Below are 24,971 nucleotides of genomic sequence, written 5' to 3' on the forward strand. Positions count from 1 at the left end.
ATTGACACAAAGACTTTCTGTCCCCGGATTTCCAGAGAATGGCCATGATGATAAAAATTGTATTACTTATTTAAAATGAGGGGTATACCGTATTGAAAACCAGACACCGGTTGTGAACAAATTAACTTTTCCATAACCCACTTTCTTGATCGGAACCCTGACATAAGGTTCTGCCAAAAGTGAGAGTCTTTTAGAAAACCGGTATTCATATCCCGCCGAAGCATTCAGGTGGCTGAGCCAGTACCAGCCCGTTGCTGCTTCTTTCTCGTACCATTTTACATTGTAAGTATGTGGAGCATAATTGTATTCATACTTTTCATCTTGCATGTAGTAAGAAGACGCACCCGCTCCTACAAACCATCGAGACCGATCCTTTTGCGATATATCATATCGTAAATTCAAAGGAACTTCGATAACCTTACAAATCGCATCGACACTTGTCGGCCGGGCTTTCTGATCGTTCCAGTTACTTGGCCATTCATATTCTCCCGGCTTCGCATTATATCCTTTCGAGCTTCTCATCAAACCTGTTTGAAAATATAATTTAGGTAGAAATGAATACTCAATTAATAGCGAAACCGCCGTTCCGGGTTTTGTAAAGTTTTTCAGACCAACTGAACTCAGATCCGGAGAAAAACCAAACCGAACTGCAAATTTTGGTGTCAGTTCTCTTTCTTCCTCAGCGGCTTTGGTTGGTTCCGTAAATTTCGGCGTTTCAACTTTTTCAATTTCCGGTAATTTGTTTGATTTCTTAGTTACCAACGCTCTCGATTTTAGCAGATTCGCATTTATCTGCAATCTATTTTGCAAAGCTTCTGAGTTGAAGTTAGTTGATACAACAGATTTATTCTCACCGCTGGCAACCGGAGAGACCGGTAATTTATTCTCTTCTTCTTTCCGGTTTCTCAGATTACCTGAATTGGTTTCAGTATTTAGTTCACCCTTCCCCAATATCATATTTTCCTCATTCAAAGAACTTTCTTTCTGACTTCGGGCAGGTCCCGAAGACTTATTTTTAGAATAAAATGCCCCGTCAACCCTTCTCCCAATAGAACGGTCAGGTTCTAAGTACACTCCGCCTGCCTTAGACCAGCGACGGGGCAGTATCTTTTTGCTTTCAGTTTTACTAAATAATTTTTTATCAGCAGGTTTATTGGGTAAAATTTCCTCCCGCTGCTGTTCCCGGTTATTTTTAAGTACCTGATCATTGCTATCAATTTCCTCATTTTCTACCTCTAACTTCGTTTCAGAGCCTGATTCATTTAAAACAGCTTCATTCGAATTTTGGGCAACCTTCTCATTATCAACCTGACCCGATTTTTCTGTCACCATTTTTTCAACAGGAATAAGGCTGGTACTCACTTTTCCGGTTTCTTCGTCTTTTGTCAACAAATAGGTCGTTAACCCTGCAATAAACAGCAAAGCCAGCAGACCAATCGGCCACCATTTTTTGAATAATGCGCCCGGGGTTTTTCCATCCTGTTCATCTAACTTTCTCTTCAACGCATTCCAGTCGTCGGGGTCGAAAGTGGAATCAAGCTCTTCGGAAGACTTTCTGAAGAGCTTGTCCAGTTCGTCATCTGGAAACTCTTTCATAGTTGTCTATATTTATCTTGGATAGCATAATTCTCAATTTCTCCCGTGCCCGCGACAAGTTTGACTTAGAAGCGCCTACGGAAATATTCAATTGTTCAGCAATTTCTTCGTGTGTGTATCCATCAATCACAGCCAGACTAAACACCAACCGATATGCGGGTGTCAGATCCTGGATAAGGCTGATTATTTCTTCATGCGCCATTTTGTTGATAACCGTTTCATCCACAAATACCTGATCCGCAGCTTCCACATCATCCAAAACTTCATGACGAATTTCATGCCGGTAATGATCCAGTGCGGTGTTGATCATTATCCTGCTCAACCAGTTTTTAAAAGAACGGCTTTGATCGAAACTATCCAGCTTTGTGAAAATTTTCAGAAAGCCATCATTCAGTATCTCTTTTGCCTCTTCCCGGCTTCGTGTATAGCGCAAACAGATGCTCATAGCGTAGCCATAAAACTGTTTATACAACAGCTCCTGACTTCGGCGGTTCTTTTTCAAACAGCCGTCGAGTAGTTCATGAAGAACGGCGGAGTTATACTCGGGCATGTCTTTCTTTTTCTTACTATTACGAGGTTATCGGCAAAGTGGTTGCGTGGCTATCAAATCTTTTTTTATTATTTTTTGATTATGTAATTTTCGGCGAACAGTCCCGGCCGTTCCGTTTTCCCTGATAAGGAATTCGCCTGACTGGTTTAACAAAATTTTAACTAATTTTAAACAAAAATAAGTGAATGAAAATAAGCTAAGTATCTGATTTTAAATTATGGAGCAGGATATTCGGTGGGTTCAAAGATTCCAAAATTTTAATAAAGCGTTTTCAAAACTTGAAAATGCAATTCAAGTCCTGCAAAAAGAAGGCTTGTCCGAACTTGAAAGAGAGGGACTCATACAAAGATTTGAATATACCCACGAACTGGCCTGGAACGTCATGAAGGATTTTTTTGAAATGGAAGGGAATTCCACGATCATGGGATCCCGAAGCGCAACCCGCGAAGCTTTCAAAAAAGGGCTGGTTATTGACGGAGAAAACTGGATGGATATGATCAATAGCCGGAATTTGACAACGCATACCTACAATGAAGAAGTTGTTGATGAAATAACGAAGAAAATAATTGCTTCATATTATCCCGCCTTTAAAGATTTTCAAATTAAAATGACACAGTTTCTAATTTAATATGGAATACGGTTTAAAAGAAAATATTATCCAACGCATTCAATCTGTTTTATCAAATTTTCCTGAAATTGAGGAAGCTACTCTTTATGGATCAAGAGCAAAAGGAAACTTCAAAAATGGTTCTGACATTGATCTAACATTGAAAGGTAAAAATCTTACATTGTTAATTTTAGGAAAAGTAGATGAACAGCTCGACGATCTGTTACTACCCTACACTTTTGACCTATCTGTTTACCACCAAATAACCAGCCCGGAGTTGCTCGACCACATGAACAGAGTCGGCAAGTTATTTTTCAGTAAAAAAACTGACAACTAATTTTTCCCGAACCATGACAAATCTCAATTGTCAGACTTCTTATTCTTGCCACTTAATTATCAATTATTCCGTACTTTTGCCATTCTGAATATAGGTAAATGGTAATCAGTTGTTTGAGGTTAAAATCTCATGTGGAAAAATATTCAGGAATAAATCAAGTAAACGCGTGTCGAATACCTTTTTGTAATGGCCAAAAGAAGAAATAGTGATGAAGCAGAAGGAGAATCTCCTTTTGCGGTAAGAAAAATAAGTTGGGAAGGACTCAAAAAAACATTCGCCCTTTTTCGTTATATACTTCCATATAAATGGATTTTCATCGTCGGGATGGTATTCCTGACACTTTCAACTTTTACTTCCCTTGCTTTTCCAAAACTTGTCGGAAGCATTGTTGAAGTTATTGAAGGCAAATCCAACTACACGATCAATCAGATTACAGGCTTTCTGATCTTTGTTCTGGTCTTTCAGTCCATATTTTCTTTCCTGCGAATATTTCTCTTTACCCGCGTAAGCGAAAGGGCAATGGCTGATTTACGCCGTGATACGTATAGCAAAATCATCACACTACCACTAGGATTTCTGGAACAACGCCGCGTTGGTGAGCTAACCAGCCGCGTAACTTCCGATGTTTCGCAACTTGAAGGAGTTTTGTCATTTACTATTGCTGAGTTTTTCCGTCAGGTTGCTACGCTGGTCGTTGGGATCGCGATTATATCTTATACTTCCTGGAAGCTGACATTATTCATGATGGGGACTTTCCCTATTTTGGTTATTGCTGCCATGTTTTTTGGAAGATACATTCGTCGTCTTTCCAAAAAAGCGCAGGATGAATTAGCGGCGGCAAACGTAATCGTTGAAGAAACGCTTCAATCTGTTAATGTTGTAAAAGCATTTACGAACGAACATCTGGAAGTTAACCGTTATGAAACGGCTTTGGGACGTGTTGTAAAACTGGCACTGCACGCGGCAACGTTTCGCGGTGGATTTGTATCGTTCATTATCTTCGCCATTTTCGGTGGTATCGTGGGTGTGATCTGGTTTGGGGCCGGATTGGTTCAATCAGGCGATATGTCGCTCTCTGACTTGTTTACATTTATTTTATATACAACATTTATTGGTGCTTCCATCGGCGGTATGGGCGACTTGTATGCCCAGATCAATAAAACCGTTGGTGCATCCGAAAGAATTTTTGAGCTGCTTCAGGAAACTTCGGAGGTCTCGGTTGAAGAATCTGCAAAAACTTCTGCAGTGCATATGGCCGGAGATATTTCCTATCAGAACGTACAGTTTTCGTATCCGTCAAGGGCAGATCTGCCCGTTTTGAAAGGTATTTCTTTCCATGTTAAAGCGGGAGAAAAAATCGCTTTGGTTGGTTATAGCGGCGCTGGAAAGTCGACGATCATTCAGTTGCTTATGCGGTTTTATGATCATCAGTCGGGAGATATTCTGATTGACGGAAAACCTCTAAATGCTTATGGGATTTCTGAATTACGTAAAAATATCGCGATCGTTCCGCAGGAAGTTATGCTTTTTGGAGGAACGATTTATGAAAATATAGCTTACGGAAAACCATCAGCGACAAGAGAGGAAATTTTAGAGGCCGCCAAAAAGGCTTATGCCACGGAATTTATCGACACATTCCCTGAAAAATTTGAAACGGTGGTTGGTGAGCGTGGTATTAAATTATCGGGCGGACAGCGTCAAAGAATAGCCATCGCCAGAGCAATTCTGAAAGACCCGAAAATTTTGATACTGGATGAAGCGACAAGTTCTCTGGATGCAGAATCAGAAAAACTTGTCCAGATAGCATTGAATGATCTGATGAAAAACCGTACTACGATTGTGATTGCACACAGGTTAGCAACCATCAGAATGGTCGATTCAATATACGTGATCAAAGAAGGCCAGATTGCAGAATCCGGTACCCATCAGGAATTATCATTATTGAACAATGGCTTGTATGCGAGCCTGATTAAATTACAGTTTGAAACCGCTGAAAGCCATTGATGGATAATCAAAAGGAAATCAAGAACCCACACACTTTTTTTGAAACTGAACTTCAAAAAGCAAAATTAGCAGAAACGATTGCGCAGAAGCGTTTCAACTTGCTCGCCATTGGACGAATTACTGCCTTCATCAGCATCTTTGGGACAGCATGGCTTTGGAACAATACCGGACAATCCAGTTGGGGAATTGGAACGGCGATTGCTACGATACTATTTCTGGCTTTGATGCGCCTTCAGCAAGCTGCCAAAACAAAACGTAACTTCCAACGGAATCTTCAGACGATCAACGAAGATGAAATTGAACGGTTAACTTTCCGTTTCAAAAGAAAAGATACCGGAATTCATTTCCAGGAAAAAAATCATTCGTTTGCCACGGATCTGGATATTTTCGGAGACTACTCCTTATACCGTTTATTAAACCGAACACGTACTTCTGAGGGAGCCCGAAGACTGGCAAACTGGCTGAAAAATCACGCACCACTGGAAGAAATCCTGATGCGCCAGGAAGCCGTTGAGGAATTTAAAATAAATCCGGAGCTCCGGCAATCCTGGGAAGCGACGGCTCTTTTACACGAACACGCTGCCCAACAGGTCACTGCTTTTCGCGACTGGTCCACAGAAATATTGCCTGATTCTTTACGGTCATCGCTTAATTGGCGCTTTTTCCCATTGGTTACTTTGGCTATCGGAGGCCTGGTTTATGCGGGATTAATTCCTGCATGGCTATTGATTCTGAGCCTTGTGTGGCATCTGGTGATTCTTAAACGTTACCAGGAAGTTTTACAAGGTCTGGTAAATCGGACCACTGCGCTGGGTTTCACATTGGCTGCCTATGCCGACTTACTGGATATCGCCGACGCCGCACCTTACCGTTCAAGATGGTGGAAACAACGCCAGACGATGATTCGCGGTTCTGCGCATTCTTTGAGAAAAGCAGGTGTTTTATTTGAAAGACTTGATTATCGAAATCATCCGTTTTTTGCCCTTTTTATCGGGATTACCACCATGTGGGACATGCATTGTCTTGCCGGTCTTGAAAAATGGAAAGCTGAAAATAAAGATCATTTAAACAGCTGGCTGGATGTGCTTGCAGACACGGAAGCAATGAATAGTCTGGCTGGAAATGCCTTTGCTTATCCGGAACATACCATGCCACAGGTGACATGGCAAAAGGATGTGTATATCGAAACAACCCAAATGGGACATCCGCTTATTCCGAGAGAAAAACGGGTAAGCAATAATTTTAATATGAACGGATTGGGCCATACCACTTTGGTAACAGGCTCCAATATGTCTGGAAAAAGTACATTTTTAAGAACCATCGGTCTTAATCTGGTTCTGGCACAAATGGGAGCTGTGGTTTCTGCTGCTAAGTTTTCCTGTGCGCCTGTTCGCGTGTTCAGCAGCATGCGTACCCAAGACTCTCTGGAAGAAAGCACGTCCTCTTTTTATGCAGAACTTAAACGTTTACGTCAACTATTGGAACTGGCGGACGAAAAAACTGAACCACCGGTTTTTTATCTTTTGGACGAAATTTTAAAAGGAACAAATTCTGCGGACCGCCACAAAGGCGCAGAAGCGTTAATTCGCCAATTGCACCAGAAAAATGCTGCCGGGCTCGTTTCGACGCATGATCTGGAATTGGGGGAATGGGGAGCTAATGAAAATTACGTCCAAAATTTCCATTTCCGTTCAGATGTCGAAAACGGCCAGCTCAAATTTGATTACCAACTGCACCATGGCATTTGTAAATCGTTCAACGCTTCCGAATTAATGCGTATGATGGGTATAAACATCGAAGTATAATATAGGCCCAAGTACCGTTTGTAAAAGGTTTTTAAATGAAATTATCCTATTTACGTAACTTTACTGTTTGAGATTACGTTTATTTGTATTAGCAAGAAAAGTAAAAGTTTAATATTTGAAATCGTAAGTTGTAGATCACATAAGGTAAGCAGTTTATTTTTTCAATTTTCCATTATCTATTTTCAATTATTTCAAAGACCTGAATGGAAATCTTAATTATGGCCGGACAACTCATTTTGGGTTTGTCTATTTTGGTGGGATTGCATGAGTGGGGGCATATGTTTGCCGCTAAAATGTTTGGTATGCGTGTGGAAAAGTACTTTATCGGATTTCCTCCGAAGATATGGAGTATACAAAAAGGTGAAACAGAATACGGAATCGGCGCTATTCCACTGGGTGGATTTGTGAAAATATCAGGTATGATTGACGAGTCAATGGATACCGAAGCTATGAACAAAGAGCCTCAGCCATGGGAATTTCGTTCGAAACCAGCATGGCAGCGACTAATAGTAATGCTTGGCGGTATTATCGTAAATGTTATTGTCGGTGTATTTATCTTTATCGTTATTGCTTATAAGGACGGCGAAAAGGTTCTTTCGAAAGAAGAAGTTAATAAATACGGTATTGTAGCGGGTGATCTTGCGAAACAGATCGGTCTGAAAACGGGAGATAAAATTGTTAAAGTCAACGGAAAATCTTTTACAGATTTCAATGATGTTATTGGCTCAGATGTATTTTTAGGAAGTAATAGTTCGTACACCGTGAACCGTAACGGACAGGAAATTGATATCGATATACCCAACAACTTTATCGAAAAACTATCAGATCCGGAAGAAAAAGGAAATTTCATTGGACCTGCAAGACCTTTTAAAATTGCAGAATTAGCCCCAGGCGAGCCTGCGGAAAAAGCCGGACTGGAAGTAGGCGACAAGATCGTTGCTATCAATGGCGCTCCAATTAATTTCTATCACGAATTACAAGCTCAGCTCCCAACCCTGAAAAACCAGACTGCAAAATTTGTTGTTTTACGGGATGGCAAACAGGAAGATGTAAACGTCAAAGTTTCGGCGGAAGGTACTATTGGTATAGGCATTGAAAGTCTTCTTTCGTTTACAACCGTAAATTATACATTGGGCCAGGCAATGGCTAAAGGTACGGAAAATGCTTTCGCCGTAGTTTTCAATAATGTTAAAGGTTTTGGTAAAATATTCCGTGGTGAGGTTTCAGCTTCAAAAGCATTAAGCGGTCCGATTGGTATTGCACGGATGTTTGGCGGAGTCTGGGATTGGAGCCGTTTCTGGTATTTAACCGGGCTTCTTTCCATGGTTTTGGCATTTATGAATGCCTTACCAATTCCGGCACTGGATGGTGGTCACGCTGTAATTCTTTCCTATGAAATTATTTCAGGCCGTAAACCGTCAGATGTTTTTCTTGAAAATGCCCAAAAAGTGGGAATGGTATTGTTGCTTGGCCTGATGGCTTTCGCAATTTTCAATGATGTTTGGAAAGCTGTTTTCTAAAAATATTTTTAACCGGTCTCTGAAACAGAGGCCGGTTATTTAAACAAATTTTACATCTTCTTATACGTTTGCATTGAAGATATTTTTTCTGCCATTTCTGATTATTATCTTTTGTTTGTCAAGCGCACTTGCTCCAAAACATGAATATCATGTAAGCGTAACGCAAATGCAATATGACAAACCAGGAAAATCTTTTCAAATCAGCATCCGTATTTTTACAGACGATCTTGAAAAGGGAATTTCTGAAGACAACAACAAAAAGATCTTTACGATCAAGAATAACGATCAGAATAATCCATTCGTTGAGCGGTATATCCGCAAACATTTTATTCTGACCAACGCGCAGAAAAAAGCAGAAGTCCAGTATCTTGGCAAAGAAGAAGAGGCCGACGCAACCTGGGTTTATCTCGAAATACCATTTTCCGAAACTACCCAGGGGTGGAAACTACAGAACAGTATTCTAATGGAAGTATTTGACGATCAAGTCAATATGACCAATGTAAAATCCCTGGCGGGCCAAAAAACTTTTTTATTTAAAAAAGGACAAACAGTACAGTCACTTTAAACGAGTTATATAGAGAATGGCCTGACAATAATTACTTTGGCACGGCTATTTTGTTTTTATATTCCCTTTCTTTTGAAAGTCATTATTTATAAATTAGGAAAAGATTATCTGTCATTATGGCAGAATGCCTATGAAATTTGAACCATCTGACCTCTATAGTCGGCTACTTATGTCCGATTCGGATTTAGATAGCCTGGAAATTGTCCCCCTTGGTGGTCCTGAGGGATCCGATGAACCATTTGAAGTACCTAATGAGCTTGCTATTTTGCCAATCAGGCAAACTGTACTTTTTCCTGGTATGGTAATTCCGGTTACCGTAGTGCGCCAGAAAGCTATTCGTTTAGTAAAAAAAATATATCGGAATTCGGATATCAACATGCGGATTCTGGGTGCTGTCACGCAGGCAAAACCCAATAAAGAAGATCCTACGGCGGAAGATCTGCATAAGATCGGAACGGTTGCACACATTCTTAAAATGATAACTTTACCGGATGGTAATGTTACGATCATCGTTCAGGGGCGTCAGCGTTTTGAGATTAAAAAGATTTTAAGCGAAGACCCATACCTGACTGCCGAGGTTGAAGCGATTGAAGATACCTTTATTGCTCCTACTAAAAAAGAATCGAAAGCGCTGTTACAATCGCTTCGGGACGGTGCGCACAAGATCATGCGCCTGAATCCGGAAATTCCTCAGGAAGCAAGAATTGCACTCGATAATATTGAAAGCCCGGTTTTTCTGATTCATTTTCTGTCTTCAAATATTAACGTTGAAGTTGCAGACAAGCAAAGATTGCTGGAAGAGAAAAACGGACACAAGCAAGCTACACTTTTGCTTCAGTATATGATGCGGGAGATCGAAATGCTTGAATTGAAACGTGAAATCCAGTCGAAAGCAAGTTCTGATATCGATCAGCAGCAACGTGATTATTACCTGCGTCAGCAAATAAAAGTTTTGCATGATGAGCTGGGAATCGATAGTCCGGAGCGCGATATGGATGATATCCGTGCGAAAGCAAGCCAGAAAAAATGGTCGGATACGGTCCGTTTACATTTTGATAAAGAACTTGCAAAATTGCAACGCATTAACCCGATGGCACCAGAATATCCGGTAACCTTAAATTACCTGGAAACGCTGGTTGACTTGCCATGGGGTGAATATACAAAAGACAATTTTGATCTTGTCCGTGCGCAAAAAGTGCTGGATGCTGATCACTTCGGTTTAGAAAAAGTAAAAGAAAGAATTATTGAATACCTGGCGGTTTTGAAACTGAAAGGCAATTTGAAAGCGCCAATTCTTTGTTTGTATGGCCCTCCCGGCGTAGGTAAAACTTCTTTGGGGAAATCCATTGCAAAGTCTTTGAACCGTGAATATATCCGCATGGCGCTCGGTGGTGTGCATGATGAAGCAGAAATACGCGGACATCGTAAAACCTATATCGGCGCAATGCCTGGAAAAATAGTCCAGAATATCAAAAAAGCGGGTTCTGCAAATCCGGTTTTTATTCTTGATGAAATTGATAAGGTAAGCTCCGATTACCGGGGCGATCCTGCTTCGGCGCTGCTGGAAGTTTTAGACCCGGAACAAAATTCTTCCTTCACAGATAATTATCTTGAAGTAGAATACGATCTTTCCCGCGTACTTTTTGTTGCGACAGCCAATGCTTTGGATACTATCCATCCGGCACTTCGCGACCGGATGGAAATTATTGAGATGACGGGTTATACCATTGAAGAAAAATTGCAGATCGCGAAACGTTATCTGGTGCCTAAACAGCGTAAGGATCACGGTTTGAAAGCAACCGACATAAAATTTGACGATGCGGCACTTCTTCGGGTAATCGAAGGATATACCCGGGAATCAGGTGTACGTAATCTTGAACAAAAAGTGGGAACACTTGTCCGGAAAATTGCAAAATCGGTTGCAATGGATCAGGATTACCCTAAAACGATCAAGATTGAACATGTAGAAAAATTCCTGGGAGCAGAGATTTTTGACAAAGATCTATATCAGGACAATGATTTTGCGGGTGTCGTTACTGGCCTTGCATGGACGTCTGTTGGTGGCGAGATTCTGTTCATTGAAACAAGTTTAAGTCGCGGAAAAGGTGGTTTGACGCTGTCTGGTCAGCTTGGCGATGTAATGAAGGAATCTGCGATCACTGCACTTTCTTATCTTAAAGCGCATTCTGACGAATTAGATATTGATTACCGCATATTCAACCATTACGATTTGCACGTGCATGTTCCTGCCGGAGCGGTTCCGAAAGACGGTCCTTCGGCTGGTATCACGATGATAACTTCGATGGCTTCTATTTTTACGCAACGTCGTATCCGTCCGTTTCTGGCGATGACAGGTGAAATTACACTCCGTGGAAAAGTACTTCCTGTTGGCGGGATTAAAGAAAAAATCTTGGCTGCAAGAAGAGCTGGTGTGAAAGAAATTATCATGTGCGTGAAAAACCGTAAAGATGTTGAAGAAGTACCTGCAAACTATATCCAGGATTTGAAATTCCATTATGTGGATAAAGTTGACGAAGTGCTGGCTATCGCGCTTCTACCGGAAAAAGTAAACAAAGCGACAACTTTCGTTTTCCCTGATGAAAAGAAAGAAAAAGAAGAAAGCGGTTTTGTAACACTGAATGCTTAGAACATGAGATTTTTAAGATCTTCGGATCTCAAATTAATATAGTAAAAGAGGCATCAAACGGTGCCTCTTTTTTTAGGGGTTTGATTCAGGAATCGCCGTCATAGTTATGTACAAGAAACTAAAAAAAATGACTGCACCACAGCTTTCTCCCGAACTGATTGAACTAAGACCTGAATTATATCCAGACCATAAAAAACTGCTCGCTTTACCTGAAAAGATCATCCAGTTTGGTACCGGCGTTCTATTACGCGGCCTCCCCGACTTTTTTGTCAATAAGGCTAACCAGCAAGGCATTTTTAATGGCCGGATTGTTGTAGTAAAATCTACATCCCAAGGTGGCGTTGACGCTTTTGGAACTCAGAAAAATATATTTTCCCATAGTATTCGTGGCATCGAAAACGGAAAGCAGATTGATGAAACAGTTATAAACAGCGCGATCAGCAGAACACTTTCAGCGAGCAATCACTGGGCTGAGATTCTGGAATGCGCACATAATCCTGAAATGCAGATTGTGATTTCGAATACAACCGAAGTCGGTATTCAGTTTGCGGATGATAATTTAGAAGCTTCTCCACCCGTTTCTTTTCCAGGCAAACTTACCGCATTTTTATTCGAACGTTTCAAAGCATTTTCAGGCTCAGCAGAATCTGGTATGGTCATAGTTCCGACTGAACTGATTGTTGGCAATGGCACTAAACTTCGTGAAATCGTTCTGAAACAAGCTGAACAGCATACTTTGGGTGCTGATTTTACTAGCTGGCTGGAACAACATAACCATTTCTGCAATTCTCTGGTTGACCGTATTGTTCCGGGAAAACCGGACGCGGAAACGGTTGCGGAATTAAGTGAAAAATCCGGCTATAAAGATGATTTATTGATCGTTTCAGAGGTTTATAGTTTATGGGCGATAGAAGGTGGTGATCACGTAAAATCGGTTTTAACTTTTGCACAGGCAGACAAAGGTGTGGTGATTGAGCCCAACATTGATCTTTTCCGTGAATTAAAATTGCGCCTATTAAATGGTACGCATACCTTGGCTTCCGGCTTGTGTTTTTTAAGCGGACTTAATACGGTCAGGGAAAGTATGGAAAACCCGGAAACTGCTGATTTCATTGCGGGGGTGATGTTGAAAGAATTAGCGCCTGCAATTCCTTATGACGTTGATCAGGTACGTGCGCAGGAATTTGGGAATCAGGTTCTGGACCGTTTCAGAAATCCATTCATTCGTCATCAATTGATTGATATCACCGTTCAGTATACCGCTAAAATGAAAATGCGTAATATTCCTACGCTGTTAAATCATTATCAACAATCCAGTGAAGTTCCGGCCCTTTTTGCCAAAGGATTCGCTGCATTTCTACTATTCATGAAGCCTGTGCAACTGGTTGAAGGAATTTATTCCGGTGATAGAAATGGTGAATTATATCCAATCCGCTGCGATTCCGCATCATATTTCGCAGAAAAATGGGAAAATTCACCGTCTTCAACCGAACTCGTTAACGCAGTATTAACTGATCAGAATTTATGGGGAGCTGATCTTTCTGCACTCTCCGGATTTAATCATGCTGTTACCGAAAACTTAAAATTACTTTCAAAAAAAGAGACAATTATAAATTAAATTTTCTGTTTCTGAGATAAAAACGATCCCGTCAATTATTCTGAAGGGGTCGTTTTTTGTTGCGAGAATATCACGTTGTAGCTCTTGTCTGATAGACCTGATCTTTAATTAATTTTAGATGGTTTAGCTCAGGAACCACAATCACACAGTCGGATGGAATTACGCCGCGTGTGATCCAGTTGTGTACTCTGTCGATTGCCAGGCCATTATTTTTTGCGTAATCTGAAGTCGTGATCTATTCAGATAAATGATATTCTTTATCTGCGATAACGACTTTACTTTTAGTAATCTCCGTCATCATTTTTTCAACTTTGTCAAAACGTTCATCGAGTTCCGTTAATGACAGTTCCTTTCGATTAGTGCTCATATGGTTCAGTGTGTGTTTAGAAAACATAACAACTGTGTTAGTTTATACACAATATATTTTGCAAAATAATAATCAATTAAGGCTTCCGCCATTTCTCAATCCTGCCAATTAAATCCTCGGAAGACTGAATAGTTGAACTAAAATATATTTCTCCTTCCCGGGTATTAAGCAAAAGGATAGGCTTTTCATTATTATTGACAATCAGTTTCACTGTTTTCCCCTCTTCCGTCCTGAAATATCCTTTCCTGAAATCACCCGCAGAAAAGCCGTTTGACCTGATTTTTATTTCTGGCAATTCAGATACCAGCTTAGTCCCAATGATTTTATCCCGATCAATTTTCTCACCATACATTCCCGTAATTTCCAAATTATCAGCATTTAACTGAATTTCGCCATTCCTCAACCCATTGAAAAACAAGTATCCCACACCGCCGACTGCACAAATCAAAACCGCAACAACGATCAAATTTCCAACTTTTTGATTTTTAACTTCTGAAAAATACTTTCGACTTTTTAAAATGAAATAAAGGTAGGCCAGCAACGGATACATCCCAAGAAAAACCCCAGCCAGGTTTTTATCAACCATCTCTAACAGCAACATACCTGCTAAAACAGACAAACCTAAAAACAAATGGAATTGCTTATAAAATTTCAGATATGCGTCAATATCAACGGAATCTCTCTGCGCTTCTGACATGGTATTGTAACCGGACAGAATGAATTTGGCATTGCTTTTTGTAACAATAAAAGCCATCGAGCTAAATACTACCGAAAGGAGAAGGGCGGGAATCAGCATTTTCTTAATAGATCAATTAAAATTACCAGAGCATTTTACCAACAAAAAGATACAAAGATCCCGGATTTTACACAAAATAAAATCCGGGATAAAATGGATGATCGCGTATGATTATCTAACCGTTTGACCAATCCAGATTGTTATTTCAGTCAAAGCGGCTGGCGAAAAAGTTTGCTCTATTGTCCCATACTCACTGGGTGCGCCAGTCTTACTTTCCTGAAAAAGATGGTTCAGGTTTGGTAATTCCTTTGTTGTAAAACTTTTGTTTCCCCCTTTTTCAAGCGCAATTTTGATGGCTTCAAGATTTTCTTTGGGCGGTACCTGTAAGTCCTTCTCACCATTTAAAGCCAGCACCGGACATTTTACATTTTCCAGCGCCTTTGCCGGGTCATAAGTCATGAAAAACTGGGTCCATGGCGATACTATTGAATTGACCATTCTGGAAATTACTGCCTCCCTGTCACGATCTGAAAGTTTCTGGTCCGATGGCGCATTGTTATGATCATCTTCCAGAAGTACTTTAATCTGCTTCTTTGTCTCAGCCAGATCTAATTTTTGTTTCAAAACTGCATAAATCTTTTTGTTCATCTGCTCTGATTTATCCAGGGCTTGATCCGGCATACCACCAGCCTTTCCAAGCAGACGATTTTGTTTCGTCATAATCTGATCCCCGGGAATTCCTGGCCCTGCAAGCAAAACGATAAAAGCTACATCCTTAGAATCCGCAGCGACCATCGGAGCGATCAGCCCACCCTCGCTGTGGCCGATTAAGCCAATCTTTTTTAGATTAATTTCTTTTCTTGTTTTCAAATAAGCTATCGCAGATTTTACGTCAGTCGCAAAGTTTTCGGAAGTCGCCGCATTAAAATCTCCCGTCGACTGCCCGGATCCACGGTCATCATACCTTAAAACAGCTATCCCGTTTTTCGTCAAATGATCTGCGATGACCAGAAATGGTTTATGTCCGGCGATTTCTTCGTCCCGGTTTTGCGGACCGCTGCCAGAAATTAGAATGACAACCGGAAAATTTCCCGTTTTTGAAGGCAAACTAAGCGTACCGGCCAGTCTAATTTTCTCCTTTTGATTTTCAAATTTAACGTCCTCAGTATAATATGCATAAGGTTTGGATGGCTCCTGCGGACGCAGAACTTTGGGACCTTCCAGAACTTCGCGGCCGAATTCTAATGGGTAGGACATGCCATTTTGTTTGAACGTACCTTTAATTCTATTTCCGGCATCCAGTGTTCCCTGATATTCCGCATTAATATTTGAGAAAGCAGTTGTCAGAGTCATATTGGAATATTCCACGCTGCTGGCCGGAATCCCCTTTGCACTCTGATCAGGGCTGTCTAAAGTTGCTGTGTAGGCGTTGTTGTTCTTGGATAAATTAAGGACCAGTCTCAATTGAGCACCTGGAAGTTTCAGGATTCCATACCACTGCCCGGAGATATCCTGAGCACGTGCGACAAAAGATATGAGTAAAAGGAATGTAAATAGTAATGTGTTTTTCATTGTGATATATTTGTGAAGTGTAAAATGATTTGTCACCGGGATACTACGGCATGCAAAAAACCGAAAAGATCGCGAAAAACAAATAAAAAAAGGATAAGCGGAAAGTCTGTTTCCAACATTTACTTTATCAACCGAAAGCAAAATTCTGCGGTAATTAACCCACTGTCATGGAGCAAAACACACAACTGGAATTAGCGGCTCAATTCGTTCATTATACCAACAAAAATATCTTCCTTACCGGAAAAGCCGGCACCGGTAAAACCACTTTTTTACATAATCTCAAAAAAACTTTGAGTAAAAGAATGGCGATTGTGGCACCGACCGGCGTGGCAGCCATCAACGCTGGCGGAGTAACCATCCACTCCTTTTTCCAACTTCCCTTTGGTCCGTATATTCCTGAAAGTAATACAAACGAACAGCGTTACAGCCGCTTCAATACTGAGAAAATCAACCTCATCAAAGGACTTGATCTGCTGGTAATTGATGAAATAAGTATGGTCCGTGCTGATACTTTGGATGGGATCGATGCGGTTTTAAGAAGATATAAAGAAAGAGGAAAACCCTTTGGCGGTACACAATTACTAATGATTGGTGATTTACATCAGCTTTCTCCGGTTGTGAGAGATCAGGAATGGAGTATGCTTAAACCTTACTACGATACCTTTTATTTTTTTAGCAGTAATGCTTTAAAACAAACTGCGCCGGTACGCATTGAGTTGAAACATATTTACCGCCAATCCGATACTTTTTTTATTGATATCTTAAACCGAATCCGAGAAAATAATCTGGATAAGGCAACTTTGGAAGCTTTAAACCAGCGTTATATTCCGAACTTCAAACCTGCTGATGACGAGGGGTATATTACGCTTACTTCCCATAACCAGTCTGCGCAAGAAATTAACATCGGTAAACTTGCAGATCTGAAAGGAAAATCCAGATTTTTTGAGGCCAGGGTTGTTGATAACTTTGTCAAAGAAACATTTCCAACCGAACAAAGCCTGGAGCTGAAAATCGGAGCTCAGGTTATGTTTGTAAAAAATGATTCTTCGCGGGATAAGTTGTATTACAATGGGAAGATCGGAACGGTTACACGTTTTGAAGATGATACAATTTATGTAAAATGCAAAGGAGATTATACCGAGATTGACGTCCACAAGGCTGAATGGCAGAATATTAAATACGCATTGAATCCTCAGACAAAAGAAATTGATGAGCAGGTTATCGGCAGTTTTACCCAATATCCGCTTAAACTGGCCTGGGCGATCACCATTCATAAAAGTCAGGGATTAACTTTTGAAAAAGCGATTATCGACGCAAATAATTCATTTGCTCACGGCCAGGTTTACGTGGCGCTGAGCCGCTGCAAAAGTTTTGAAGGTATGGTTTTACGCACGCCAATTTCATTAAACAGTGTAAAAACCGACGGAACTGTTGCTGCCTATGTTAAAGAAGCGAGCGCAAACGAACCGGATACGGATCAACTAACCGACTCAAAAATTGTTTTCCAACGATCGCTTTTATGGGAATTATTTGATTTCAGTGAGGTAAAAAATGCTGCTTTCCGGCTCAATCGGGTGTTGGATGAGCATGAGAACATTATCAATAAATCGGCCAACACGACGATGAAACTGATTAAGGCTGCGGCAGATCAGGAAATCTTCAATGTCGCAGACAAATTCAGAAACCAGTTGAACCAGTTTTTTGCAGAACCAGGGTTGCCGGAAAACAATGAAGTTTTAAGCGATCGTGTACAAAAAGGGGCTGTCTACTTTTTTGATAAAATTGATCAGTCTATATACCAGGAAAGCAGATCTATTGATATTGAAACTGATAACACCGCCGTAAAAAAGATGGCTGATCAGGCGCTGGAAAACTTCCAGAAAGCTATTTTCATTAAACGTGCCGTGATGCTGGCTAGCAAGGAGGCATTCAGCACTTCTCATTACCTGAGAGCCAAGTCAAATGCTGAAATTGATTTCAAGGTAAGTACGAAAAGCCCTGCTATTACCAAAACTACGGCATCGGTTTCAAAAGACATTCCAAATCCTGAGCTTTATAAAACAATAAAAAATTGGCGGAACAACGTTGCTACGGAGCATGATGTTTTTGTATACATGATTTTACCTCAAAAAGCGATGGAGGAATTGGTTAAAAAACTGCCAACCTCTTTGCCGGAGCTTGAAAGTGTAAAAGGTATTGGTAAAGCGAAAGTGAAACAATTCGGAAAAGAACTGGTCAAAATGGTTATTGATTACTGTGAACAAAACCAGATTGATAAGGGTACTATAGAAATTCCGCTAAAAAAGGAAAAAGTGGATACGAAGAAAGTCAGTTTTGACCTATTTCACTCCGGGAAGAATATCGAAGAAATTGCGGAAGAGAGAGGTTTTGGAGTTTCCACGATTGAGACACACCTCGCACATTACATCGGAACAGGAGAGCTGGAAATTTTTGATATTTTCCCGAAAGAGAAAATAAATAAGGTCATCGACTATTTTATGGAAAATAAACAAGTAACCCTGAATGAAGCAAAAGCGGCCTTACCGGATGATGTCACCTATGCAGAACTACGCGCGGCATTGAAACATCTGGAATTCTTGGGAGCCTAGGATTTGGTGATAGTGAGGCACATTGATTATATTTGATAAAACAAAAAAAAGACGGTTATGATCATTCCATTGAATATTCCGGCCCTTGGATCTTTTACAGATGATGAACTGGTAGCTTTTAGCGTCGCCAATCCCGATCTGTTTGTAGAACGTGATGAACAAGGTCAATTATTCATAAATATGACACCAACTTTTGCGCTAAGCAGCTCTAACAATAGTGAGCTTATCACCGAATTAGGACTTTGGAATAGAAGAAAAAAACTTGGAAAAGTCTTGGAATCGAATGGTGGTTTCTTTTTGTCAGATTCCTCGATGCGTGTTCCTGACGCTGCCTGGATCAGAATTGAACGCTGGAATGCACTTTCCATGTCGGAGAAAAAATCTTTCCCGTATCTCGTTCCCGACTTCATTATTGAATTAAAATCGGAAACGGATAGTTTGATGGATCTGAAAGCGAAGATGCAAAAATGGATCGATAATGGTGTCAGACTTGCCTGGCTTGTTTCCACGGAAAAGCAAATCACATACGTTTATCAGCCCGGTAAGGAGATCAGGACATACGCTTTTGATGATGTTTTAACTGGTGATGATGTACTGGTCGATTTTTCGGTAAGGTTGAGCGATATCCTTGAATATTAAGCTGACCATTTCCTTGCTTGCCCGAAAAACAAAAGCTCAACAGACGATATGGCCTATTGAGCTTTTTATGATGATATAAAGTATTAAACTTTTGCTCTAAACTCCTTAATCAAAGCAATACTTTCAGCAACTTTTGCTTCGATCCAGGCATAATTTCCTTCGCTTATTACATTTTTCGGGAAAAGATTTGACCCCATTCCGACGCCATAAGCACCGGCACCAAACCATTCTTCGATGCTTTCTTTTGTTGGAGAAACGCCGCCGGTTACCACGATTTTCACATGGGGCATCGGTCCCTTTACAGCTTTTACAAAAGCAGAACCAACCACTTCACCCGGGAATAGTTTTACTACTTCTGCACCACCTTTTAGTGCGTGGAAAATTTCAGTTAGCGTCGCAATTCCTGGTATCCAGGGAATATTTGCCTTTTTACAAACTTCTCCAACTTCCGGATTGGTGAATGGGGCCACTACGAAATCTGCACCTGCATCAATATATTTCTGAGCCGTTTCTGCATCGTAAACAGTACCAATTCCCAATGCAAGACCAGGTAAGTTTTCAAGCGCATAGGCTATAAGATCAACAAAAACCTCATAAGCGTTTGCACCGCGATTGGTGAACTCAAATGCTCTGGCGCCGCCATTATAACTTGCGATTAAAACCTTTTTAGCGACTTCAACATCAGCATGGTAAAAAAGAGGTAATATTCCGGTTTCATTCAATAAAATGATCGTGGTATCTTTATCTATTGTTGCCATATTTTATATTTCAAATTTTGGACATTCGTGTTTTATTACGGTGCGCTGCACCTTAGTTACCATAATTCGTGGACCACGGGTGCTACAATTATTTTGGTGCGATGCACCTTTTTCCCAAAAATTTCCAGATCTAGTCTAGACCGTGCTGCAAACCGTAATTATTTTGTTAATCTGGACATTCAGTTATTTATCTCCTGATTCTTCCGGATGTTTCGCCCTGACGGATTGCTTCCACTTCCGCAACCGTTGAAATCAGCGCATCACCTTCGATTGTATGTTTCAGTGCAGATGCTGCAACGCCGAATTCTAGTGCTTTTTGTTCGTCATTGAAGGAGATTAAACCGTGAATCAGCCCCGCGATGAAGGCATCTCCTCCCCCAACCCGGTCGATGATCGGATTTATATCAATGTCCGGCGTCTCCAAAACACTTGTTCCATTCCAAAGATATGCTCTAAGCAGATTATGCGTTGCACTCAGGGAAGTCCGTTTGGTATCTACAACTCTACTAACCTGCGGAAAAGCCTTCTTTAAATTGACACAGGATTCAATAAAATCGTTTCCCTCAATACCAAATATTTCCTTGATGTTTTCACGATTCGCGATCACAATATCCGTTCCGGCAGTCAGCGCCGGAAGTATGTCAGAAGGTTTTTTACCATATTTCCATAAATTGGCACGGTAAAATATATCACCTGAAACTGTTATTCCTTTTCTGCGCGCAGCCTCAATCCCGGCAAGACAGGCGTCCGCAGCTCCCTGGGAGAGTGCCGGAGTAATACCAGCCCAGTGGAACCAGGTGGCATCTTTCAATATTTCGTCCCAGTTTAATTCATTCGGATCAATGGTCGCAAGCGATGAATTTACCCGGTCGTAGACGATCTGGCTGGCACGCAAGGCTGCACCTGTTTCCAAAAAATAAACGGCCATTCTAGGCCCTCCATATAAAATATTTGAAATATCAACACCATGAAAATGAAGATACTGAGCCGCTGCTCGTCCAATCGGAGAATCTGGAAAGCGGGTAACGTGAGCGGTATGATGCCCCCAATATGCCAGTGCTGAAGCAACATTAGCCTCTCCGCCGGCATAGGTAACGTCAAGCTGTCGCGCCTGTTCGAAACGTGAAAAACCCGGCGTCGACAAACGCATTAAAACTTCTCCGAATGTTACTATTTTAGACATAATTACTTATTCAATTTTAATCTGAAATGGTTAAGTTGGCATCAGTTTCTAAATGCCGGAATAGGTTTAAAGTACTGACCGCTAAGTTATACCAAAAGCCGGCCGATTTGCAAAATCAGACCGGCTTTCTGCAAGAAGGTTTTCAAAAACGATTCGCTGCGATCAAAACCCAAAATAATTTTTAGCATTATGGTAAGAAATATCCGCTACCATTTTCCCTAACCACGGAATATCTTTTGGCAGCTCTCCATTTTCAACGTCATTACCAATCAGGTTGCAAAGAATTCTGCGGAAATATTCGTGACGTGGATAAGAAAGAAAACTTCGCGAATCAGTAAGCATACCTACAAAACGGCTCAACAGACCCATATTAGAAAGGGCATTCATCTGCTTTTCCATTCCGTCTTTCTGGTCAAGGAACCACCAGCCGGAGCCAAATTGCATTTTTCCCGGTATCGTTCCGTCGTTGAAATTCCCGGTCATTGTTGCCAAAACTTCGTTATCACCTGGATTCAGGTTATACAAAACTGTTTTCGCCAGCTGATCCGTTGAATCAAGTTTATTAAGGAATTTCGACAAGGCCTGCGCCTGGCTATAATCTCCGATAGAGTCCCAACCCGTATCCGGCCCAAGATTGTTAAGCATCCGGGAATTATTGTTTCTCAGTGCACCAAGGTGAAACTGTTGCGCCCACTCCTTGCTATGATCCATTTTGGCAAGATCATAAAGCAGAACTGACTTAAAAGCGGTACGTAATTCAGCCGAACTTGTCTTGCCCGACAGCGTTTCTACTAATGCAGTGCGTGCAGCAGATTCGTCGAATGATGCATAAATATGTTCCAGGCCATGGTCAGACAAGCGCCCTCCCATTTCTGCAAAAAAGTCATGCCGATTTTTTAGCGCAGCCAGCAAATCTTCGTAAGTACTGCCATTCGATACACCTGCAACCTGAAATAATTTATTCAGATATTCTTGAAAATCAGCAGGAGAATCGATTAATAACATCGCCTTATCCGGACGGAAAGTTGGCAGCACCTTAATATCAAAACTGCTGTCCCTGATTTGCTTATGATATTGTAGTGAATCCGTAGGGTCATCTGTTGTACAGATTACTTTTACATTCATACGTTTCAACAAACCGCGCACGCTGAAATCTTTCTGCTTCAATTTTGCAGAGCATTCATCGTAAATCTCTCGTGCTGTATCTTTATTCAGGATAATATCAATATCAAAATACCTGAGCAATTCCAGATGCGTCCAGTGATATAACGGATTACGCATCGTATATGGAACCGTAACTGCCCATTGTTCAAACTTTTCCCAGTCGCCCGCATTTCCGGTGCAATATTTTTCATCAATCCCATTCGCACGCATCGCCCGCCATTTGTAGTGGTCGCCATATAACCAGATCTGCGTCAGGTTTTCGAACTGTTTATCCTCCGCGATCTGATCTGGCGGAAGGTGGCAGTGATAATCGATAATCGGCATTTCCTTCGCATAGTCATGGTATAATATGCGTGCTGTTTCAGAGCGTAATAGAAAATCCTCGTCAATAAACGTCTTCTGGGCGGTCGTGTTTGTATTGATCATTGCTGAATTTTTACGTCGGCTGTCGGCTTTCAGCTTTCAGTCTTTTTTGATATGTTATTCCAAACTTCTTTTGATTCCCATTTCCAAACCACGCAATTCTGCAAGTCCGCGTAACCGGCCAATGGCAGTATATCCCGGATTCATCCGCTTGGTTGCGGTCAGATCATCCAGCATCCTATGACCATGATCCGGACGGAAAGGCATTCTTAAATCATTTCTTCCTTCCGAGATTCTTCTTTTTTGCTCAATGATCAGCGCATGCATAACGCTGTACATATCTACATCGCCATTCAAATGATCCGCTTCGTAAAAACTTCCGTCCGGTTCACGTCTGGTTGCTCTCAAATGGATAAAATTAATTTTGTGTCCCAAACGGCTCACCATTCCCGAAAGGTCATTATCAGCTCGAACGCCATAAGAACCGGTGCAAAAACACAATCCGTTTGATTTGTTGTCATAAGCATCCAGCAAAAGAGTGGCATCATTTTCGGTGCTGACAACCCGCGGTAAACCTAAAATCGGATAAGGAGGATCGTCGGGATGAATAGCCAGATTTATACCTGCTTGCTCTGCAACTGGTGCGATGGCCTGAATAAATTGATACAGGTGCGTCCGTAATTCCAGATCACCGACATGCTTGTAAGTATCCAGAACCTTACGAAATTCTTCAATCGTAAAACTTTCTTCAGAACCTGGCAAACCAGCAATAATGTTTCTGGTGAGTTTATTTACATCATCGCCGCTTGCCTTTTCCAGCCAGCTTAACGCAGCAGATTTTTGCTCTTCACTATATTGACTTCCTGCCTCTTCTCTTCTTAAAATATATAAATCGAAAGCAGCGAATTGGGTCGCATCAAATCTTAAACCTGTCGAACCGTCGTGCATAGGAGCATCAAGGTCGGTTCTTGTCCAGTCCAGAATCGGCATGAAATTGTAACAAACCGTATCAATTCCACATTTGCCTAAATTGATCAATGATTGTTGATAATTCCGGATGTATTTTTCAAAATCACCCGTTCGCGTTTTTATTGCTTCATGTACGGGCACACTTTCTACAACAGACCAGGTCAAGCCAGCCTCTTCTATAATATTTTTTCGATTTAAAATCTCGTCGATTTCCCAAACAACTCCGTTTGGAATATGGTGCAATGCGGATACGATACCCGTGGCTCCCGCCTGACGAATATCCTGTAACGAAACAGGATCATTTGGGCCAAACCAGCGCCAAGTTTGTTCTAATGACATATATTAATGGCTGTCGGCAGTCGGCTTTCGGCAATCGACGCCGAGGCTTTCCGCTTTAACAGATTTAGTTATAACAATTAATTGAACTACATATACCTTAGTGTCTCACTTTCGGTATGCCAATATAGCCCCAACACCACTATATTCTATAATTTTCTTATTTGTAAAACCTTGTTTTCGTGTAGGAATTTCAAAAATCGACCAACTGAAAGCCGATAGCTGACAGCCGAAGTCAAACTAAGCTACCAACCGATGTTCCGGAACTCTTTCACGTAAAACTTTAAGTGCGCGGCTCATTTGCGTTTCGACTGTTTTCACAGAGATCTGTAGTCGCTCCGCAATGTCACGATAACGCAAGCCTTCTTCACGGCTAAGTCTGAAAATAATCTGGCATTGTCTTGGTAAATCCTGTATGCAACCTTCCACACGCTCATAAAATTCATTAAAAGCCATTTCTTCAACCGGCGTGTAATGATCGGCATGGGTTAGATTCCATTGAACCGAGTCAAGTGACTCACGCTCATACTGGCGGTGGATACGTAATTTTAAATAATCAAGTGCCTGATTCCTCACCGCTCTGTATATGTAAGCCTGGAAAGAAGTATGCACTTCTATTTGTTCCCGGTTCTTCCAAAGTTTTACAAAAACATCTGAAACCACTTCCTCAGCAATTTCCCGGGTCACGACCACACGCATTGCATAATTACAAAGGGACCTGTAATGATGTGTAAACAATTCACGAAAAGCATAATAATCTCCATTAGCGACAACTTTACCAAAAAGATTCTCCAAAATACTTTTCTGAGAATACGCAGCCGGCAGTGTATTAGTAAGTGATTTCGTTTCCATCAAACTTGGATAGGTTAATATAGAAAAATTCCTTGATTATCATCCGCACCAGTCAGTGCAACTCATGCAATCATTCGTCTAGTTTAATGATTGGTTCGTTGATATACAAAAATTAATCTTGAAAAAAATCAATATATTTACGCAACCGTTCCCGAAACCGTTCCCGAATAGCGA

20 protein-coding genes are annotated in these 24,971 nt (G+C 41.1%); 10 read left to right on the plus strand and 10 right to left on the minus strand.

Annotation, left to right across the window (positions count from 1 at the left end; all coding sequences use genetic code 11):
• Nucleotides 1-66: 66 nt before the first annotated feature.
• Nucleotides 67-1,596 (minus strand): porin family protein, encoded by a 1,530-nt coding sequence (locus tag AC1XUO_RS17550; protein ID WP_483331075.1) that lies wholly within the window; start codon nt 1,594-1,596, stop codon nt 67-69.
• Entirely contained in the window at nt 1,577-2,146 is a 570-nt protein-coding gene (locus tag AC1XUO_RS17555) for an RNA polymerase sigma factor (RefSeq protein WP_483331076.1), read from the minus strand. The genes AC1XUO_RS17550 and AC1XUO_RS17555 overlap by 20 nt, the downstream gene beginning before the upstream one ends.
• A 217-nt stretch (nt 2,147-2,363) precedes the next feature.
• Between AC1XUO_RS17555 and AC1XUO_RS17560 the strand changes: the two genes are divergently transcribed.
• From AC1XUO_RS17560 to AC1XUO_RS17595, 8 genes are all read left to right on the plus strand, one after another.
• Complete coding sequence (locus AC1XUO_RS17560; RefSeq protein WP_483331077.1) at nt 2,364-2,774, plus strand: nucleotidyltransferase substrate binding protein; 411 nt, start codon at nt 2,364-2,366, stop codon at nt 2,772-2,774.
• Between the two features lies 1 nt (nt 2,775).
• A complete protein-coding gene (locus AC1XUO_RS17565; protein WP_483331078.1) occupies nt 2,776-3,090 on the plus strand; it encodes a nucleotidyltransferase domain-containing protein in 315 nt (104 codons plus the stop codon).
• Between the two features lie 186 nt (nt 3,091-3,276).
• Nucleotides 3,277-5,094: an ABC transporter ATP-binding protein gene (locus AC1XUO_RS17570; RefSeq protein ID WP_483331079.1), complete on the plus strand. Its 1,818-nt coding sequence runs from the start codon at nt 3,277-3,279 to the stop codon at nt 5,092-5,094.
• Nucleotides 5,094-6,899 carry a MutS-related protein gene (locus AC1XUO_RS17575; RefSeq protein WP_483331080.1) on the plus strand — a complete coding sequence of 602 codons (1,806 nt, stop codon included), beginning with the start codon at nt 5,094-5,096 and terminating at the stop codon, nt 6,897-6,899. Before AC1XUO_RS17570 ends, AC1XUO_RS17575 begins: the two co-directional genes overlap by 1 nt.
• A gap of 203 nt (nt 6,900-7,102) precedes the next feature.
• Nucleotides 7,103-8,419: an RIP metalloprotease RseP gene (rseP, locus tag AC1XUO_RS17580; protein ID WP_483331081.1), complete on the plus strand. Its 1,317-nt coding sequence runs from the start codon at nt 7,103-7,105 to the stop codon at nt 8,417-8,419.
• Nucleotides 8,420-8,534: 115 nt separating this feature from the next.
• A complete protein-coding gene (locus tag AC1XUO_RS17585; protein WP_483331082.1) occupies nt 8,535-8,984 on the plus strand; it encodes a DUF6702 family protein in 450 nt (149 codons plus the stop codon).
• Between the two features lie 169 nt (nt 8,985-9,153).
• Nucleotides 9,154-11,631, plus strand: a complete 2,478-nt coding sequence (lon, locus tag AC1XUO_RS17590) for an endopeptidase La (protein ID WP_483331083.1) — start codon at nt 9,154-9,156, stop codon at nt 11,629-11,631.
• A 127-nt stretch (nt 11,632-11,758) separates the two neighbouring features.
• Nucleotides 11,759-13,249 carry a tagaturonate reductase gene (locus tag AC1XUO_RS17595; RefSeq protein ID WP_483331084.1) on the plus strand — a complete coding sequence of 497 codons (1,491 nt, stop codon included), beginning with the start codon at nt 11,759-11,761 and terminating at the stop codon, nt 13,247-13,249.
• Between the two features lie 235 nt (nt 13,250-13,484).
• Here the strand turns inward: AC1XUO_RS17595 and AC1XUO_RS17600 are convergent, their stop codons facing one another.
• The 3 genes from AC1XUO_RS17600 to AC1XUO_RS17610 form a co-directional block, all read right to left on the minus strand.
• A complete protein-coding gene (locus tag AC1XUO_RS17600; RefSeq protein WP_483331085.1) occupies nt 13,485-13,616 on the minus strand; it encodes a hypothetical protein in 132 nt (43 codons plus the stop codon).
• Between the two features lie 76 nt (nt 13,617-13,692).
• On the minus strand, nt 13,693-14,412 hold the full coding sequence (locus tag AC1XUO_RS17605) for a DUF3784 domain-containing protein (protein ID WP_483331086.1): 720 nt from the start codon (nt 14,410-14,412) through the stop codon (nt 13,693-13,695).
• A gap of 111 nt (nt 14,413-14,523) precedes the next feature.
• Nucleotides 14,524-15,924, minus strand: a complete 1,401-nt coding sequence (locus AC1XUO_RS17610) for an alpha/beta hydrolase family protein (protein WP_483331087.1) — start codon at nt 15,922-15,924, stop codon at nt 14,524-14,526.
• A gap of 167 nt (nt 15,925-16,091) precedes the next feature.
• Between AC1XUO_RS17610 and AC1XUO_RS17615 the strand changes: the two genes are divergently transcribed.
• Together AC1XUO_RS17615 and AC1XUO_RS17620 are read left to right on the plus strand one after the other, a co-directional pair.
• Entirely contained in the window at nt 16,092-18,533 is a 2,442-nt protein-coding gene (locus AC1XUO_RS17615; protein WP_483331089.1) for a helix-turn-helix domain-containing protein, read from the plus strand.
• 57 nt (nt 18,534-18,590) lie between these two features.
• Nucleotides 18,591-19,172, plus strand: coding sequence for a Uma2 family endonuclease (locus tag AC1XUO_RS17620; RefSeq protein ID WP_483331090.1), 582 nt, complete (start codon nt 18,591-18,593; stop codon nt 19,170-19,172).
• Between the two features lie 83 nt (nt 19,173-19,255).
• On the opposite strand, the gene AC1XUO_RS17625 is transcribed toward AC1XUO_RS17620, so the two are convergent.
• From AC1XUO_RS17625 to AC1XUO_RS17645, 5 genes are all read right to left on the minus strand, one after another.
• Complete coding sequence (locus AC1XUO_RS17625; RefSeq protein WP_483331091.1) at nt 19,256-19,930, minus strand: bifunctional 4-hydroxy-2-oxoglutarate aldolase/2-dehydro-3-deoxy-phosphogluconate aldolase; 675 nt, start codon at nt 19,928-19,930, stop codon at nt 19,256-19,258.
• Between the two features lie 187 nt (nt 19,931-20,117).
• Entirely contained in the window at nt 20,118-21,113 is a 996-nt protein-coding gene (locus tag AC1XUO_RS17630; protein WP_483331092.1) for a PfkB family carbohydrate kinase, read from the minus strand.
• Nucleotides 21,114-21,275: 162 nt separating this feature from the next.
• Nucleotides 21,276-22,703, minus strand: a complete 1,428-nt coding sequence (uxaC, locus tag AC1XUO_RS17635) for a glucuronate isomerase (protein ID WP_483331093.1) — start codon at nt 22,701-22,703, stop codon at nt 21,276-21,278.
• A gap of 54 nt (nt 22,704-22,757) precedes the next feature.
• Complete coding sequence (uxuA, locus tag AC1XUO_RS17640; RefSeq protein WP_483331094.1) at nt 22,758-23,948, minus strand: mannonate dehydratase; 1,191 nt, start codon at nt 23,946-23,948, stop codon at nt 22,758-22,760.
• A 237-nt stretch (nt 23,949-24,185) separates the two neighbouring features.
• Nucleotides 24,186-24,797 carry an RNA polymerase sigma-70 factor gene (locus AC1XUO_RS17645; protein ID WP_235152314.1) on the minus strand — a complete coding sequence of 204 codons (612 nt, stop codon included), beginning with the start codon at nt 24,795-24,797 and terminating at the stop codon, nt 24,186-24,188.
• Nucleotides 24,798-24,971 lie beyond the last annotated feature (174 nt).

The organism is Dyadobacter sp. HNCC25DJ186, from assembly GCF_056895235.1.

Excerpts from the sequence above, each read along its gene's own strand:
- AC1XUO_RS17550 (WP_483331075.1), bottom strand. The coding sequence starts at position 1,596 with ATGAAAGAGTTTCCAGATGACGAACTGGACAAGCTCTTCAGAAAGTCT.
- AC1XUO_RS17555 (WP_483331076.1), bottom strand. The coding sequence starts at position 2,146 with ATGCCCGAGTATAACTCCGCCGTTCTTCATGAACTACTCGACGGCTGT.
- AC1XUO_RS17560 (WP_483331077.1), top strand. The coding sequence starts at position 2,364 with ATGGAGCAGGATATTCGGTGGGTTCAAAGATTCCAAAATTTTAATAAA.
- AC1XUO_RS17565 (WP_483331078.1), top strand. The coding sequence starts at position 2,776 with ATGGAATACGGTTTAAAAGAAAATATTATCCAACGCATTCAATCTGTT.
- AC1XUO_RS17570 (WP_483331079.1), top strand. The coding sequence starts at position 3,277 with ATGGCCAAAAGAAGAAATAGTGATGAAGCAGAAGGAGAATCTCCTTTT.
- AC1XUO_RS17575 (WP_483331080.1), top strand. The coding sequence starts at position 5,094 with ATGGATAATCAAAAGGAAATCAAGAACCCACACACTTTTTTTGAAACT.
- rseP (WP_483331081.1), top strand. The coding sequence starts at position 7,103 with ATGGAAATCTTAATTATGGCCGGACAACTCATTTTGGGTTTGTCTATT.
- lon (WP_483331083.1), top strand. The coding sequence starts at position 9,154 with ATGTCCGATTCGGATTTAGATAGCCTGGAAATTGTCCCCCTTGGTGGT.
- AC1XUO_RS17595 (WP_483331084.1), top strand. The coding sequence starts at position 11,759 with ATGACTGCACCACAGCTTTCTCCCGAACTGATTGAACTAAGACCTGAA.
- AC1XUO_RS17600 (WP_483331085.1), bottom strand. The coding sequence starts at position 13,616 with ATGAGCACTAATCGAAAGGAACTGTCATTAACGGAACTCGATGAACGT.
- AC1XUO_RS17605 (WP_483331086.1), bottom strand. The coding sequence starts at position 14,412 with ATGCTGATTCCCGCCCTTCTCCTTTCGGTAGTATTTAGCTCGATGGCT.
- AC1XUO_RS17610 (WP_483331087.1), bottom strand. The coding sequence starts at position 15,924 with ATGAAAAACACATTACTATTTACATTCCTTTTACTCATATCTTTTGTC.
- AC1XUO_RS17615 (WP_483331089.1), top strand. The coding sequence starts at position 16,092 with ATGGAGCAAAACACACAACTGGAATTAGCGGCTCAATTCGTTCATTAT.
- AC1XUO_RS17620 (WP_483331090.1), top strand. The coding sequence starts at position 18,591 with ATGATCATTCCATTGAATATTCCGGCCCTTGGATCTTTTACAGATGAT.
- AC1XUO_RS17625 (WP_483331091.1), bottom strand. The coding sequence starts at position 19,930 with ATGGCAACAATAGATAAAGATACCACGATCATTTTATTGAATGAAACC.
- AC1XUO_RS17630 (WP_483331092.1), bottom strand. The coding sequence starts at position 21,113 with ATGTCTAAAATAGTAACATTCGGAGAAGTTTTAATGCGTTTGTCGACG.
- uxaC (WP_483331093.1), bottom strand. The coding sequence starts at position 22,703 with ATGATCAATACAAACACGACCGCCCAGAAGACGTTTATTGACGAGGAT.
- uxuA (WP_483331094.1), bottom strand. The coding sequence starts at position 23,948 with ATGTCATTAGAACAAACTTGGCGCTGGTTTGGCCCAAATGATCCTGTT.
- AC1XUO_RS17645 (WP_235152314.1), bottom strand. The coding sequence starts at position 24,797 with ATGGAAACGAAATCACTTACTAATACACTGCCGGCTGCGTATTCTCAG.